The 15,267-nt window shown below is 73.1% G+C and carries 10 protein-coding genes and 1 pseudogene; 4 read left to right on the forward strand and 7 right to left on the reverse strand.

The window, feature by feature from the left end; genetic code table 11:
- Positions 1-114 precede the first annotated feature (114 nt).
- Positions 115-1,308, forward strand: a complete 1,194-nt coding sequence (locus tag C1N81_RS20755; RefSeq protein WP_394431255.1) for a helix-turn-helix domain-containing protein — start codon at positions 115-117, stop codon at positions 1,306-1,308.
- A 103-nt stretch (positions 1,309-1,411) separates the two neighbouring features.
- Here the strand turns inward: C1N81_RS20755 and sucD are convergent, their stop codons facing one another.
- From sucD to C1N81_RS20785, 6 genes are all read right to left on the reverse strand, one after another.
- Entirely contained in the window at positions 1,412-2,293 is an 882-nt protein-coding gene (gene sucD, locus C1N81_RS20760) for a succinate--CoA ligase subunit alpha (RefSeq protein ID WP_394431257.1), read from the reverse strand.
- A 21-nt stretch (positions 2,294-2,314) separates the two neighbouring features.
- Positions 2,315-3,493 (reverse strand): ADP-forming succinate--CoA ligase subunit beta, encoded by a 1,179-nt coding sequence (gene sucC, locus C1N81_RS20765; protein ID WP_394431259.1) that lies wholly within the window; start codon positions 3,491-3,493, stop codon positions 2,315-2,317.
- Positions 3,494-3,934: 441 nt separating this feature from the next.
- Positions 3,935-4,996 (reverse strand): hypothetical protein, encoded by a 1,062-nt coding sequence (locus tag C1N81_RS20770; protein WP_394431261.1) that lies wholly within the window; start codon positions 4,994-4,996, stop codon positions 3,935-3,937.
- Between the two features lie 62 nt (positions 4,997-5,058).
- Entirely contained in the window at positions 5,059-6,267 is a 1,209-nt protein-coding gene (locus C1N81_RS20775; RefSeq protein WP_394431263.1) for a VWA domain-containing protein, read from the reverse strand.
- 238 nt (positions 6,268-6,505) lie between these two features.
- Positions 6,506-8,785 carry a DUF5682 family protein gene (locus C1N81_RS20780; protein WP_394431265.1) on the reverse strand — a complete coding sequence of 760 codons (2,280 nt, stop codon included), beginning with the start codon at positions 8,783-8,785 and terminating at the stop codon, positions 6,506-6,508.
- A complete protein-coding gene (locus C1N81_RS20785) occupies positions 8,782-9,903 on the reverse strand; it encodes an ATP-binding protein (protein ID WP_394431267.1) in 1,122 nt (373 codons plus the stop codon). The genes C1N81_RS20780 and C1N81_RS20785 overlap by 4 nt, the downstream gene beginning before the upstream one ends.
- Before the next feature lie 179 nt (positions 9,904-10,082).
- On the opposite strand from C1N81_RS20785, the gene C1N81_RS20790 reads away from it, so the two are divergent.
- On the forward strand, positions 10,083-11,495 hold the full coding sequence (locus C1N81_RS20790; protein WP_394431269.1) for an SWIM zinc finger family protein: 1,413 nt from the start codon (positions 10,083-10,085) through the stop codon (positions 11,493-11,495).
- 248 nt (positions 11,496-11,743) lie between these two features.
- Positions 11,744-13,326 (forward strand): annotated as a pseudogene (locus tag C1N81_RS20795) (DUF5691 domain-containing protein).
- 53 nt (positions 13,327-13,379) lie between these two features.
- On the opposite strand, the gene C1N81_RS20800 reads toward C1N81_RS20795, so the two are convergent.
- On the reverse strand, positions 13,380-13,796 hold the full coding sequence (locus tag C1N81_RS20800; RefSeq protein ID WP_394431271.1) for a cobalamin B12-binding domain-containing protein: 417 nt from the start codon (positions 13,794-13,796) through the stop codon (positions 13,380-13,382).
- A gap of 367 nt (positions 13,797-14,163) precedes the next feature.
- On the opposite strand from C1N81_RS20800, the gene C1N81_RS20805 reads away from it, so the two are divergent.
- Positions 14,164-15,129 (forward strand): lipase family alpha/beta hydrolase, encoded by a 966-nt coding sequence (locus tag C1N81_RS20805; protein WP_394431273.1) that lies wholly within the window; start codon positions 14,164-14,166, stop codon positions 15,127-15,129.
- Positions 15,130-15,267 lie beyond the last annotated feature (138 nt).

The raw sequence follows: 15,267 nt of genomic DNA on the forward strand, positions 1-15,267 counted from the left end.
CGGGCCCATGCTGCCAAGGACACCCGCTTTCCTCGCGTAACAGGCGAAGTATGGATGTGTCGCTCAAGATACATTTATGTACTTTTTGGCGCGAAAGGGTGTGTGGAGTACCTCATGACGCAGAGCGCCGCCACCCCACTGCCGACGCCGAAGGAGCGCCGCAGGCTCCGTGAGGCGAAGTCCCTGACCCAGGCCCAGCTCGCCGCGAAGATCGGCGTGACGCGGGAGACGCTCCGCGCGTGGGAGTCGGGCCGCACCACGCCCGGGGGAACGAGGAGGGAGAAGTACGCGGAGCTGCTGCTCGCCCCGGTGGAACGCCCGGCGCCCCGCAAGGCGATCCGGAAGGCGACCGGGAAGCCCGCCTCCGGATCAGCCCCGCGACCCGCCGAAGCCGCCCCATCCGCCGCATCCGCCGAGGATCCGGCGGCGCCCGCCGCGAAGGCCGTCTCACTCGCCACGGCGGAGCCCCCCGCCCCCGTCGCAGAGGCCGCCGCGCCCGGACAGGCCGTCACCCGCCCCCCGGCCCAGGCCTTCGACGCCCTGTACGCCTACGCCGCGCCCCTCCTGGTCCGCCACACCTACCTGCTCTGCGGCCGCCGCGGCCTCGCCCGCGAAGCCGTCGAGCGCGCGTTCCAGCTGGCCTGGCAGCGCTGGCCCGAGGTCGCGGTCGACCCGGACCCGGCCGGCTGGGTGCGCGCGGCGGCGTACGAGTACGCGATGTCGCCCTGGCACCGGCTGCGCCCCGGTTTCCGCCGCCCGGACGCGCCGCCCGCGGAGCCCGCGGACCGTGAGCTCCTCGACGTTCTCCAGAGCCTGCCGCCCGTGTACCGGCGCACGCTGCTGCTCTACGACTGGGTCGGCCTCGATCTGCCGGAGACGGCCGCCGAGACGGAGGCCAGTACGCCGGCCGCCGCCAACCGCATCCTGCACGCGCGCGAGGCCGTCGCCGAACGGCTGCCGGAGCTGGCCGTCCCCGAGCAGTTGCACCGGCGGCTGAGCGGCCTCGCGGGCGCGGAGAAGCTGGACGCGCCGAAGCCGACGCTGGTGCGGGAGGTCGGTGAGCGGCGCACCCGGTTCTGGACGCGGGCGGCGATCGCCGTCACGACGCTGATCGTCGGGGCGACGGTGCTGACGCTGCGGGTGGCCCCGACACACTACGAGCCGGTCCCCGCGCCCGGCGCCCCGGTCAGCGGCGTGCCCGCGCCGGCCGGCCCGGGTCCGCTGTCGGAGCGGGAACGGCAGCTCCGCACGCTGCTGCGGGCGGAGCTGAGCGGCGGCCCGGAGCGGCTCGTACCGGCCGCCGAATAACCTCCGGACGCATCAGTGGGCCCGCACCGGTGACGGTGCGGGCCCACTGATGTACGTACGACTACCGACTACCGGCTACCGGCTACCGGCTACCGGCTACCGGCTACGAAAGCAGCTCGCGCGCGAGCTTCGCCGTCTCGGTCGGGGTCTTGCCGACCTTGACGCCGGCGGCCTCGAGGGCCTCCTTCTTCGCCTGGGCGGTGCCGGACGAACCGGAGACGATGGCGCCGGCGTGGCCCATGGTCTTGCCCTCGGGGGCGGTGAAGCCCGCGACGTAACCGACGACCGGCTTGGTCACGTTGGCCTTGATGAAGTCGGCCGCGCGCTCCTCGGCGTCGCCGCCGATCTCGCCGATCATGACGATGAGGTCGGTCTCGGGGTCGGCCTCGAACGCGGCGAGCGCGTCGATGTGCGTCGTGCCGATGACCGGGTCGCCACCGATGCCGACGGCGGACGAGAAGCCGATGTCCCGCAGCTCGTACATCATCTGGTAGGTCAGCGTGCCGGACTTCGAGACCAGGCCGATGCGGCCCGGCTTCGTGATGTCGCCCGGGATGATGCCGGCGTTCGACTGGCCCGGCGTGATGAGACCGGGGCAGTTCGGGCCGATGATGCGGGTCTTGTCGCCCTTGGACTTCGCGTACGCGTAGAACGCGGCGGAGTCATGGACGGCGATACCCTCGGTGATCACGACGGCGAGGGGGATCTCGGCGTCGATCGCCTCGACCACGGCGGCCTTGGAGAAGGCCGGCGGGACGAAGAGGACGGACACGTTGGCGCCCGTCTTCTCGATCGCCTCGGCGACGGAGCCGAAGACGGGGATCGACGTGCCGTCGAAGTCCACCTCGGTGCCGGCCTTGCGCGGGTTCACGCCGCCGACGATGTTCGTGCCGTCGGCCAGCATGAGCTTGGTGTGCTTCATGCCCGTGGCACCGGTCATGCCCTGGACGATGACCTTGCTGTCCTTGTTGAGGAAGATAGCCATGGCTGTTCTGTCCCTCGTCCCTTACTTCGCGGCCGCGAGCTCGGCGGCCTTGTCGGCCGCGCCGTCCATGGTGTCCACGCGCTGCACCAGCGGGTGGTTGGCGTCGGAGAGGATCTTGCGACCCAGCTCGGCGTTGTTGCCGTCGAGACGCACGACGAGGGGCTTCTCGACCTTCTCGCCCTTCTCCTCCAGGAGCGCGAGCGCCTGGACGATGCCGTTGGCGACCTCGTCGCAGGCGGTGATGCCGCCGAAGACGTTGACGAAGACGGACTTGACGTCCGAGTCGCCGAGGATGATCTCCAGGCCGTTCGCCATCACCTGGGCGGAGGCGCCGCCACCGATGTCGAGGAAGTTGGCCGGCTTCACGCCGCCGTGCTTCTCACCGGCGTACGCGACGACGTCGAGGGTCGACATGACCAGACCGGCACCGTTGCCGATGATGCCGACCTCGCCGTCGAGCTTGACGTAGTTGAGGTTCTTCTCCTTGGCAGCGGCCTCGAGCGGGTCGGCCGCGTCCTTGTCCTGGAGCGCCTCGTGGTCGGGGTGGCGGAAGTCCGCGTTCTCGTCCAGGGACACCTTGCCGTCGAGGGCGATGATGTCACCGGAGGCGACCTTGGCGAGGGGGTTGACCTCGACGAGGAGGGCGTCCTCCTCGATGAAGGTCTTCCAGAGCGTGACCAGCACGTCGGCGACCTTGTCGGCGACCTCGGCCGGGAACTTGGCGTCCTCGACGATGCGGCGGGCGACCTCGGGGGTCACACCCTCGTTGGCGTCGATCGGCGTCTTGGCGACGGCCTCCGGGCGGGTGGCCGCCACCTCCTCGATCTCCATGCCGCCCTCGACGGACGCGATGGAGAGGAAGGTGCGGTTGGTGCGGTCCAGGAGGAAGGAGACGTAGTACTCCTCCACGATCTCCGGGGCCGTCTCGGCGATCATCACCTTGTGGACCGTGTGGCCCTTGATGTCCATGCCGAGGATGTTGGTGGCGTGCTGCACGGCCTCGTCGGTGGAGGCGGCCAGCTTGACGCCGCCGGCCTTGCCGCGGCCGCCGACCTTCACCTGCGCCTTGACGACGGACTTGCCGCCAAGCCGCTCGGTCGCCTCGCGGGCTGCCTCAGGCGTGTCGATGACTTCACCGGCCAGCACCGGTACACCGTGCTTGGCGAAGAGGTCCCTCGCCTGGTACTCGAACAGGTCCACGCGCGTCCGTCCCTATCAGTGATCTCGCGGTTCGATCTTCCTGCGTGGGCGTGCCGCGATGGGCAACGTGACTCCGCTGTCACAAGGGAGGCGTACGAGGCGTACACAGTGGCCGGGTACGCGGCATGTCCGTCTCGCAGGTTATCGCCGCTCACCGACGGCTTCTAAATCGCAGATCACACATGAGCGGTGATACCTGTCACAGAGCGCGTCCTTCCGACCCTTTTTCGTACGGTCGTTCGCGGCCTCACCGCGCGGGGGTACGCACGGTGAGGCCACCCGATGAGCCCCGTGCCTCGCATGCGGCGCACACGACACACAGTGGGGCCCGGAACGGGCGGCCCGTCCCCAACGGGACCGCCCGCACGCCGGTGACAGGCCAGGTCACGCCGACGGATTCGGCTGACAGGGCACTCCGGCGTCGGTCAGATGCCGGGCTGTCTAGCCAGGGAGTACGGGAATGTCGCGATGCCGGTCGGTCACCGGCGCGGCCGTGCCGCGGACGAACGCGCCGGGCGGCAGCAGCACCGGCACCCGGCGGCTGCCGAACGCGGCGGCGTGCACATCGCCGTGGCGCGAACCGCCGCCGTCACCCGCGGAAGCACCCGCCACGGGTACGCCGTCCGGGTGCGCCGGGGCGCCGGGCACGGCGGGCCGGGGCGCGGCGGCGTGCCGGACCGCGGCGGAGTGGCGCGGGTGCGCGTCCGCCCGGTCGCGCGGTACGACGCCGGTCCCGGCGGAGCCGTACGCCGTCGGGCCGACCGGCGCGAGGGCGTACGGACCAGGGGCGTGCCGCTTGCCGCGCGCGGCGCCGGAGCGCTCGGCCCGGTCTTCGTCGGCGGAGGCGGCGGACGCGCCGGGCTCGCCGGATGCGCCGGACGCGGCGGAGCCGGTGGCGTCGGCGCCGGACCCGGCGGGCTCGGCGGACGCCGGGGGTTCGGCCTGGTGCACGGGGGTGGTGGGCGTCCAGGGCTCGGACGGGGCGGGCAGCGGAACGATCCCACCGGGCGCGTCCGGCAGCCCGGGGAGCGCCGGCGGCCCGTCCGGCAACGGCAACGGTGACGGTGACGAGGTCGCCGGGACGACCCCGTCCACGACCTCTCCGACCTGCCCGAGCAGTTCGCCGACCGGCTCGGTCACGTCCTGCACCGTGTTCTGCACGGTGTTCCGCACGGTGCCGAGGACCGGGCGCAGGACCGTGTCCCGTACCGCCCCGACGACACCGGACGACGCTTCGTCCTGCCCGAGTACTCCGCCGAGCAACCCGCGACGGCCTTCATCCGAGTCCGTGCCCGTGTCCGAGTCCGTGCCCGCGTCCGTGTCCGCCACCACCGTGTGACGAACGGCGTGCGAGGCGTCCTCCTGCGCGTGGGCCTGGCCGCCGCACAGGAAGCCGAGACCGATCAACCCGCCCAGCAGCAGCGCCAGTTGGAGCGCGCGGCGTCTCGCCACCGGGCGCGGCAGGCGCTCGGCAGGGGCGGGAGACACGGTCGCATAGATCACGGTGCGCGAATCCTCGCACGGGACGTGTGCGCCTGCGCAAGCCCCGTGTTACCGATGGGTACTCATTTCCGGTTTGCCGCCGCGGCCCCGCTTTCCGCCCCTGCGTCGGGTATGGGCAGCGGCCGCTTCTCGATGGCCGCGGCCATCACGTCGGGGAACAGGTCGGGGGTGCAGGCGAACGCCGGTGCGCCGAGCGCGGCCAGCGCCGCCGCGTGCTCCCGGTCGTAGGCGGGCGCCCCCTCGTCGGACAGGGCGAGCAGCGTCACGAACTGCACCCCGGACGCCTTCATCGCGGCGACCCGCTTCAGCATCTCGTCGCGGATGCCGCCCTCGTAGAGGTCGGAGATCAGGACGACGACTGTCTCGGCGGGGCGGGTGATCTGCGACTGGCAGTAGGCGAGCGCGCGGTTGATGTCGGTGCCGCCACCCAGCTGGGTGCCGAAGAGAACGTCGACCGGGTCGTCGAGCTGGTCCGTGAGGTCCACGACCGCCGTGTCGAAGACGACGAGCCGGGTCCGGATCGACCGCATGGACGCCAGCACGGCGCCGAAGACCGAGGCGTACACGACGGACGCGGCCATCGAGCCCGACTGGTCGATGCAGAGGACGACCTCCTTCTTCACCGACTGCGAGGCCCGCCCGTACCCGATGAGCCGCTCCGGCACGATCGTGCGGTACTCCGGCAGGTAGTGCTTCAGGTTGGCCGCGATCGTGCGGTTCCAGTCGATGTCGTGGTGGCGGGGCCGGCTGATCCGGGCGCTGCGGTCGAGGGCGCCGGTGAGGGTGGCGCGGGTGCGCGTGGCGAGCTTCTTCTCCAGCTCCTCGACGACCTTGCGGACCACTGCGCGGGCCGTCTCCTTCGTCGTCTCCGGCATCGCCTTGTTCAGCGAGAGCAGGGTGCCGACGAGGTGCACGTCCGCCTCCACGGCCTCCAGCATCTCCGGTTCGAGGAGCAGCGCGGACAGGCCGAGCCGGTCGATCGCGTCGCGTTGCATGACCTGGACGACGGAGGACGGGAAGTACGTGCGGATGTCGCCGAGCCACCGGGCGACGGAGGGGGCGGAGCCCCCGAGGCCCGCGCTTCGGCTGCCGCCGTTGTTCTGTCGCCCGGGTCCTGCGGGGCCGCCGGAGCCGTACAGGGCGGTGAGGGCGCCGTCCATCGCGGCGTCCCGGCCCGTCAGCCCGTGCCCCGTGCCGTCGGCCGCGTCGCCCCCGAGGACGAGCCGCCACCGCCGCAACCGTTCGTCACCGCTGCTCATGGTCTCTGTCATGTCGCCGCCTCCGTCCCATGTCCCATGTCCCATGTCTCATGCGAATACATCCGCCTTGCGCGACACGCGGGGCTGAATCCGCGCCCCTGAGATGGCGCACGGAGTGCGCGTCTCGGGGGCGCGGGGAACTGCGCGACCAGCCACGACGGCCCCGCGGTCGGCCCCACAACCCAGCCACCCCACCCCTGACCCCCACCCGCACCCCGCGCCCCGCCCCCGCACCACCCCGCACCCGGCGTCACAACGCCCCCGACCCCGCCCCCAACAACATCCGCACCACCGACACCACCGCATCCGCCCGCTCCCCATCCAGCCGATCCGCGAACCCGGGCGGCAAGCCCCCGGTCACCGGGGCCGAAGTCGCCGGCCCCCGCCGGACCAGCTCCCCGAGCGTGCGCCGCACCCCGGACTCGTACGCGGAGAAGGTGCGCCGCAGCAGGGGCAGGACATCCGTGAACGCGTCCGGCGACACGCCCACCAGCCACGCGTCGACGAGGCCGAGCAGCCGCTCGTCGTGGACGAGGAGGAGCCCGCCCCCGGAGCCGCCGCCGACGAAGCCCTCGATCCAGGCGGCCGCCTCGCCCGGCGGGGTGCCGGGTGAGAGGGCGAGCCCCATGAGCCGGGCCGCGCCCTCGTCCTCCAGGGCGCCTTCGTCGAGCAGGATGCGCGCGCAACGCCCCCGGACGACACCGGCCACGCTGTCCCGCGCGGCGAGTGTGTGCAGCACGGTGCGCCAGCGGACGCGCAGTGCGGCGTCGTCGAGGAGTCCGAGCGCGGAGTGCACCGCGTCGACGTGACCGCGCATCTCCTCGGCCGCGTCGTTGTCGAGGTTGGCGCAGGCCGGGGGCAGCCCCACGAAGATCCGCTGGGCGAGCCCGGTGGCGACGCCGGCGAGGGCCCCGGTGCCGGTGCCGCGCACGTCCCCGTAGCGCAGGGCGCGGACCAGTGCGGGCAGGGCCTGGGCGAGGTGGCCGACATCGGCGTCCAGGGCGGCCCGGTCGGCGAGGACCCGCATGACGACCGGCAACGCGTCCGGCAACTCGGCCAGCAGGCACCGCTCGGCGAGCGCCGTCACGTCGGCGAGGGCGCTCGCGGCGACGGCGTCCGCGGCGGCCTTGGCCCCGGCCGCGGCGAGAACGGTCGTCCCCCAGATCCCGGCCTCGGCGACCCGGACGGACAGCTCGGGCTCCCACCGCAGCCGCCAGGTCTCGCGGAAGGTGCCGGTGGAACCGCGGGCCGATCTGGCGGGCTCGCCCCAGGGCACTCCAAGGAGCCGGAGCCGGTGCAGCAGACGGCTCCGCGCGACGTCCGTGTCACCGCGCAGGTCGAGGTCCAGCTCCTTCTCCGCCGCACTGGGCTTGAGCCGCAGACTGCGCTGGAGGCGGCTGAGGTCACGCTGCAACGGCACGGCGGGCGCCGCGTCGGGCACCTCTCCGAGCACGTCACCGACGACGAGCTTGTCGTGGATCAGCGCGAGCGGGACGTCGGACCCCTCGCAGAGCACGGCCCGCACCGCGTCGGTGGTCTCGGTGAGTCCGGCGAGCGGCCGTCCGCGCATCGCGGCGAGGCTCTCCGCGAGCCGCACCGCCTCGATGACGTGGGCGGAGGACACGATGCGGTCCTCGTCGCGCAGCAGCCCGGCGACCTTGGTCAGCCACCGCTCCACGGGCCGGTCGGGGGCGCTGAACAGATGCCCGTACCAGCCCGGCGACTCGATCCCGGCGCCGTAGCCGCCCGCGCGGGCGAGCCTGCGGTGGGTCCACGGCACCCAGGTCAGGTCGACCTTGGCCTTGGGCAGCCCTTTGAGCAGGGCGCGGTCCGCGGTGACCGTCGTCTTCTGCCGCAGCGCGGGGACATGCCACGCCCCGCACACCACGGCGACGTCGTCCCCGAACTCCTGCGTGGCGGCCCGCACTTGCAACCGCATGTAGGCCTCGCGCACGAGGTCGCGTCCGTGCCCGCCGTCCCCGAGCGTCTCGCGCAGCGCCCCCATGGCCTCACCGAGCGCGGCGAAGGCGTCGCCTTCCCGGTGCTCGACGACGTCCTCCCACCAGCGCTCGGCGTCGTCGTACCCGGCGGTCTCGGCGAGGACCCGCAGCGGATCGATCCGTACGTCCTCCGCGCCCTCCGCGCCCTCCGCGCCCTCCGCGCCCTCCGCCGCCTCCTCCTTGCCCGGTGTCTCCTCTTCGCCGTCCCGCATCGCCAGGGTGTGCGCGGCGGGCAGGTCGATGAAGCGGACCGGCGCCCCGTGCTCCAGCGCCCAGCGGATGGCGACCCACTCGGGCGAGAACTCGGCGAACGGCCAGAACGCCGACTTCCCGGGCTCGTCCACCACGTGCGCGAGCAGCGCGACCGGCGGCCGCATGTCCTCCTCGGCGGCGAGCGGCACCAGCGCGTCGGCCTCGGGCGGGCCCTCGATGAGCACGACCCGGGGCCCGGCCGCGTCCAGCGCACGGCGCACGGCGCGCGCGGAGCCCGGCCCGTGGTGCCGGACGCCGAGGAGCAGCGGCCCTGTCATGCGCTCACCTCGCGGCAGGCCCGGTAGAAGTCCTTCCACCCGTCCCGCTCGCGGACCACGGCCTCCAGGTACTCCTGCCAGACCACCCGGTCGGCCGCCGGATCACGGACGACGGCGCCGAGGATCCCGGCGGCGACGTCCGAGGACCGCAGCACGCCGTCCCCGAAGTGGGCGCAGAGCGCGAGCCCGTTGGTGACGACGGAGATCGCCTCGGCCGTCGAGAGCGTCCCGCTCGGCGACTTCACCTTGGTGCGCCCGTCAGCGGTGACGCCGTCGCGCAGCTCACGGAAGACGGTGACGACCCGCCGGATCTCGTCGATGCCGTCGGGACCGGCGGGCAGCCCGAGGCCGCGCCCGACCTGCTCGACCCGGCGCGAGACGATGTCGACCTCGGCCTCGACGCTCGCGGGCAGCGGCAGCACCACGGTGTTGAACCGCCGCCGCAGCGCGCTCGACAGATCGTTGACTCCCCGGTCCCGGTCGTTGGCCGTGGCGATCAGGTTGAACCCGCGCACGGCCTGCACCTCCTGCCCCAACTCCGGTATCGGCAGCGTCTTCTCGGACAGGATGGTGATGAGCGTGTCCTGCACGTCGGCGGGGATGCGGGTCAGCTCCTCGACCCGCGCCGTCATGCCGTCCGCCATGGCCCGCATGACGGGACTGGGCACCAGCGCGTCCCGGCTCGGCCCGTGGGCCAGCAGCTGCGCGTAGTTCCAGCCGTACCGGATCGCTTCCTCCGGCGTGCCCGCCGTGCCCTGCACGAGAAGCGTGGAGTCCCCGCTGACGGCGGCGGCGAGATGCTCGGACACCCAGGTCTTGGCGGTGCCGGGCACCCCGAGCAGCAGGAGCGCGCGGTCGGTCGCCAGCGTCGTCACGGCGACCTCGACGATGCGCCGGGGCCCCACGTACTTGGGTGTGATCACCGTCCCGTCCGCCAGCGTGCCCCCGAGCAGATACGTGGCGACGGCCCAGGGCGACAGACGCCAGCGGGCCGGCCGGGGCCGGTCGTCCTGGGCGGCCAGCGCCGCGAGTTCAGCGGCGAACGCGTCCTCGGCGTGCGCCCGCAGCACCTCTCCCCCGGCTTGCTCGCCGGCCCGGTCCTCGACGGAAACGGTCATGGCTTCCCACCCCTCGACTAGCCCAACTCGAATCACCACGACGAGATGCTGAACTCCCTCGCCGCGCAACTGGTCCCACGGTGCACCACGCCACTGACAATCGCTCAGGCCCGCACGATCACCGCAGGTCAACAGGGGAGCCCGATGGATTGTCAGTGGTGGGATCTACCGTCGAAGACATGACTCAGCAGGGGGTGCGCTGGACGACGGACCAGGTGCTGGCACTGGCGCCTGACGCCTCGTCACAGAGGGCGGGAAGCAGGCTCGGAGGGGCCGGACCGTGGTCGGAGACCGGGAGTTCGGCCGAGGGGGCGGTATGGGGACTGTGCAAGGGCAGCGGCAGCAAGCCGTACCAGACGATCGTGGACACGGGCGGGACGGGCCCGGCGTACAAGTGCTCGTGCCCGAGCCGGAAGTTCCCGTGCAAACACGCACTGGGCCTGCTCCTGCTCTGGGCGGCGGACGACACGCACGTGCCGCCGGAGCGGACACCCCCGGAGTGGACGGAACAGTGGCTGGAGTCCCGTAGGAAGCGAGCACAGCCGAAGCAACCCGCCGCCTCTCCCGCCTCGGCCTCCGCCACTTCCACGACCAACCAGGAGGCGGCCCGACGCAGGGCGGAGCGCCGGACCCAGCGGATCACCACAGGCGCCACCGAGCTGGAACAGCGCCTGACCGATCTGCTCCGCGGCGGACTGGCGCAGGCGGAGCAGGCGGGGTACGGGCTGTGGGAGGAGACGGCGGCCCGCATGGTGGACGCGCAGGCACCCGGACTGGCGGCGCGGGTACGCGAGTTGGGCGCGATCCCGGCATCAGGACCGGGCTGGCCGATGCGTCTCCTGGAGGAGTGTGCCCTCCTGCACCTGCTCACCCGAGCGTGGCTGCACCGCACCGCACTCCCCGAAGACCTGGCCACCACGGTCCGCACCCGCACAGGTCTCGCGGCGACCCCGACCGCCACTCCCCTGCGCGACCGCTGGCTGGTCCTCTCCCAGTACGACACGGCTGACGGCCACCTCACCACGCGCCGCATCTGGCTGCACGGCGAGAAGACGGACCACACGGCCCTGCTCCTCTCCTTCGGAGCGGCGGGCCGCGCCCCGGCCCTGGCACTGCCGACGGGCCTGACCCTGGACGCGGAGCTCACCCCGCACCCAGGAGCGGGAACCCTCCGCGCGGACCTGACCACCACGCACCAGACACCCCTCACAGAGCCGGAACCCACGCCCCACCCCGAGAGGCCCGCCCACCCCGAGGAGCCCGCTCACCCCGAGGGCACCACCATCCCCCAGGCACTCGCGGCCTACGGCAGGGCCCTGACGGCGGACCCATGGCTGGAGAGCCGGCCGGTGACCCTGCGGAACGTCATACCGACCCGAACCTCGCCCAACCACACCTGGCACCTGACGGACGCGGCCGGCACCTCGTCCCTGCCCGTCCCGGCCCGCACCTCCTCGCCCCCCGACCTCTGGCGCCTGATGGCCCTCTCGGGCGGCGCCCCGCTGACGGTGTTCGGAGAGTGCGGCCACAAGGGCTTCACCCCGCTGTCGGCATGGACACAGGAGTCCCCCAGGGTCATACCCCTGCACTGACAGCGCACCGACCGCACACCGATCGAACCCCCGACGGCCCGCACCCGCCCGACGACGGAAGGGAACGTGTCGGGGTGCCCCCGCAAGACACCGCAGAACACCGCAGGACACCGCAGGAACCCAGCACAGGACGACGCACCCCTGGGCCGGCAGAGGGCGGCGGGACCGACGCGGCCGAGGAGGCACGCCGGCGCGGCCCCGCCCCACGCCACCACGAGGGGCGCACGACAACGCGGAGGAGCAAGCCGATGCCCGAGACAAAGACCACCCACCCCACGTGGGACGACCTGGTGACGACAGCGCTGCTCGGCACGGACCGCCGCCCGTCCCTCACCCCGGAACAGCTCCTCGACGAGGCGGCGCTCCAGACCGTACGCCGCCGAGCGGGCCTGCTCCCGGCCCCCGCCACCACCCCACCGACCCCCGCGGCAGCGGACCCGCGCCCCCCGCTGCCACCCCTCGCCCGCAACCGCCTCGCCCTGCTCCTCGCCGACCGCCCCGGCACCGGCACCACCCGCCGGGGCGCCACCCCCGACCTCCTCGAACTCCTCCCCCAGTGGCTGGCCACGGCGAACAGCCACGGCTACGCGCCCCCGCCCGAACTGCTCCCGGCCCTGCTGGACGCGGCCCGCGGCCGCACGGACCTCCGCCCCGGCGCGCTGACCTTCGCGGGCCCCCGCGCCCTGTGGCTGGCCCGCCTCAACCCGGACTGGAAGTTCGCGCTGCGGGCGGCCCCGGGCTCAGGCGCGGCACTGCCGCCCCGGACGAGCCCGAACAGATACAACGCCTGTGGGAGGAGGGCCTGTTCGCGGAGAGAGTGGCCCTGCTCGCGGCACTCCGCGACCACGACCCGGAGGCGGCCCGCGCCCTCCTCAAGAGCACCTGGAGCACCGAGCGCGCCGAGGACCGCCTCATGTTCCTGGACTCCCTGCGCACGGGCCTGGCTGACGCGGACGAGCCGTTCCTGGAGCGGGCGTTGGCCGACCGCAGCCGCAACGTCCGGGCGACGGCCGCCGAGCTGCTCTCCGCCCTGCCGCGCTCGGCGCTCGCCGGACGCATGGCGGACCGGGCGCTGTCCTGCGTGGCGCTCGACCGTACGACGGGCACGGTCGTCGTCGAGGCCCCGCACGAGTGCGACGCGGCGATGGAGCGCGACGGCATGGTGGCGAAACCGCCCGCTGGCCGGGGCGAGCGGTCGTGGTGGCTCGGTCAGCTGATCGAGGCCGCGCCCCTGGACCGCTGGCCGGCGCGGCTGGGCGGCCGCACCCCGCGGGAGATCGTGGCGCTGCCGGTGGCGGACGACTGGCGGGGCGAGCTGCACGCGGCGTGGTGCAGAGCGGCGGTGCGCCAGCGCGACACCGGCTGGTCGCGGGCGCTGCTCGGCACGCCGACGGCGCCGGACGCGGCGGGCCCCGGTGCGGTGTCGCTCGCGGAGCGGGCGAAGCTGCTCGCGGCGCTGCCGGCGGCGGAGCGGGCGGAGTGGGTCGCGGGGTTCATCGCCGCGCACGGTCTGTCGGAGGCGTTCCAGCTGCTCGGGGTGTGCGCCACACCCTGGACGCCTCCGCTCGGCGGCGCTGTCGTGGACGCGCTGAACATCGCGCGCGACGCGGGCAGTTACCCGTGGAGCTTCAGCGGCGTCATGGGCCTGGCGGAGCGGTGCCTCGATCCGGAGGAGGCCGTACGCCTGGAGGGGCTGACGGCGACCGTGGAGGAGACGGAGGACTCGGCCCCCGGCGCGGGCAGCTACTGGTCGGAGGCGTTCCAACGCCTGCTGGGCACGCTGCGCCTGCGCCGCACGATGCGAGAGGAGCTGCTGCCGCGCAGAGCCTGACCGGCAACCGGAACGGGACAGGACGGGACGGGACAGGACGGGACGGGACCGGCCTACGCCCCGGCGGGCTGCCTGACGTTGGCCCGCACCCAGTCCACGATGGAGGCGGTGGTGGCACCGGGGGTGAAGATCGCGGCGACGCCCTGCTCCTTGAGCGGCGGGATGTCGGCCTCGGGGATGATGCCGCCGCCGAAGACCTGGATGTCGGCGGCGTCGCGCTCCTTGAGGAGTTCGATGACACGCGCGAAGAGGGTGTTGTGGGCGCCGGAGAGGATGGAGAGACCGATGGCGTCGGCGTCCTCCTGGATGGCGGTGTCCACGATCTGCTCGGGCGTCTGGTGCAGCCCGGTGTAGATGACCTCCATACCGGCGTCGCGCAGCGCCCGCGCGATCACCTTGGCCCCGCGATCGTGGCCGTCGAGCCCCGGCTTCGCGACGACCACGCGGATCGGACCGGCTGCCACACCCATCACTGCCTCCATGAAGTGACTGACCCCGAGCCCTGGTAACCGCTTGGTACCCGGGCCGGCGGGTCCGGATACCCATCCGGGACATCCGAAGTGAACGAACGTTATCGACAGCATCCCGCAAGCGCCCGTTTCACGGTGCACGGGGAGGGGGAAATCACACAAAGGGACATGTTCATTGCGCGCCGCAACCGTTCCGGTCGGCACATCGTCTTTTCCGGGACAGGCGCGAGGGGAGTCGCTCCGAGGAGGCCGCGCGATCGCGCCGCCATCCGTACGACACGCCCGCGGGACGCAACTTCGCCCGGCTCCCCATCGAGTGCACACGGGGGACGGAGCCGCCCGCCGCGTGCCGACGGGAGGCTGGCCTATGCAGGTCACGAGGAGTTCGCCCTTTCGCCCGCTCTGCCGGGTGCTGCCGGTAAGACTGGCGGGGCTCTCGATCGCCCTGATGAAGGCGACCGCGCTGGAGCTGGCGATCCTCGCGGGCCATCTGCTCCTCTACCCCTCGGGCATCCTCCCGGAACGAAGGCACCCGGAGGCGTTCACGCACCCCGAACTCCAGCTCCCGGACGCGCCGGACTCCCCGGACTCCCCGGACGCGCAGAACGATCAGCCGGACGGCGCCCCGGACCCCCTCCACGGGATGAGGGAGCTGGCGGACGCGCCGCGACTGCCCGCCAGGGCCAGGCCCCCGGTCCTCCTCCTGCACGGCTTCATCGACAACCGTTCCGTCTTCGTCCTGCTGCGCCGCAGCCTGGCCCAGCACGGCAGGCACCAGGTCGAGTCGCTCAACTACTCGCCGCTGACCTGCGACATCAGGACGGCGGCGACGCTCCTCGCGCGGCACGTGGAGGAGTTGTGCGAGCGTACGGGCCAGGAGCGGATCGATGTGGTGGGCCACAGCCTGGGCGGACTGATCGCGCGGTATTACGTGCAGCGGCTCGGCGGCGACGAGCGGATCCGCACCCTGGTCACGCTGGGCACGCCGCACGCCGGCACCCGGGTCGCGCCGCTCGCGGACGCGCACCCGATCGTGCGGCAGATGCGCCCCGGCTCGTCGGTGATCGAGGAGTTGAGGAGGCCCGCGCCGGGCTGTCGTACCCGGTTCGTGAGCTTCTGGAGCGATCTCGACCAGCTGATGGTGCCGCTGGAGACGGCGTGCGTGGACCACGGGGATCTGCAGGCGCAGAACGTGCGCGTGACGGGCATCGGACACCTCGCCCTGCCGGTGCACCCGGCCGTCGCGACGGGCATCCGGCAGGCGCTCGACGCCGATCCGACGCGGGAGGGAGGCACTGCCGCCGACTCGGTCGGCGGCCTGACGGTGGCCTGAGACGGACCGCCGGTGCCGCGCCGATGACGCGCCGATGACGTGCCGACGATGCGCTGACGGCGCCTGACCGGGTGGGCAAATCCGGCGAATCGTCGAACGGACCTCGAACTCAGAGCCAACAGTGCGCCCGCAGTTCAC

Source organism: Streptomyces sp. SGAir0957, assembly GCF_043523415.1.

Coding starts and splice junctions, on each gene's coding strand:
- C1N81_RS20805 (WP_394431273.1), top strand. CDS start 14,164: ATGCAGGTCACGAGGAGTTCGCCCTTTCGCCCGCTCTGCCGGGTGCTG.
- C1N81_RS20780 (WP_394431265.1), bottom strand. CDS start 8,785: ATGACAGGGCCGCTGCTCCTCGGCGTCCGGCACCACGGGCCGGGCTCC.
- C1N81_RS20785 (WP_394431267.1), bottom strand. CDS start 9,903: ATGACCGTTTCCGTCGAGGACCGGGCCGGCGAGCAAGCCGGGGGAGAG.
- C1N81_RS20775 (WP_394431263.1), bottom strand. CDS start 6,267: ATGACAGAGACCATGAGCAGCGGTGACGAACGGTTGCGGCGGTGGCGG.
- sucD (WP_394431257.1), bottom strand. CDS start 2,293: ATGGCTATCTTCCTCAACAAGGACAGCAAGGTCATCGTCCAGGGCATG.
- C1N81_RS20790 (WP_394431269.1), top strand. CDS start 10,083: ATGACTCAGCAGGGGGTGCGCTGGACGACGGACCAGGTGCTGGCACTG.
- C1N81_RS20755 (WP_394431255.1), top strand. CDS start 115: ATGACGCAGAGCGCCGCCACCCCACTGCCGACGCCGAAGGAGCGCCGC.
- C1N81_RS20800 (WP_394431271.1), bottom strand. CDS start 13,796: ATGGGTGTGGCAGCCGGTCCGATCCGCGTGGTCGTCGCGAAGCCGGGG.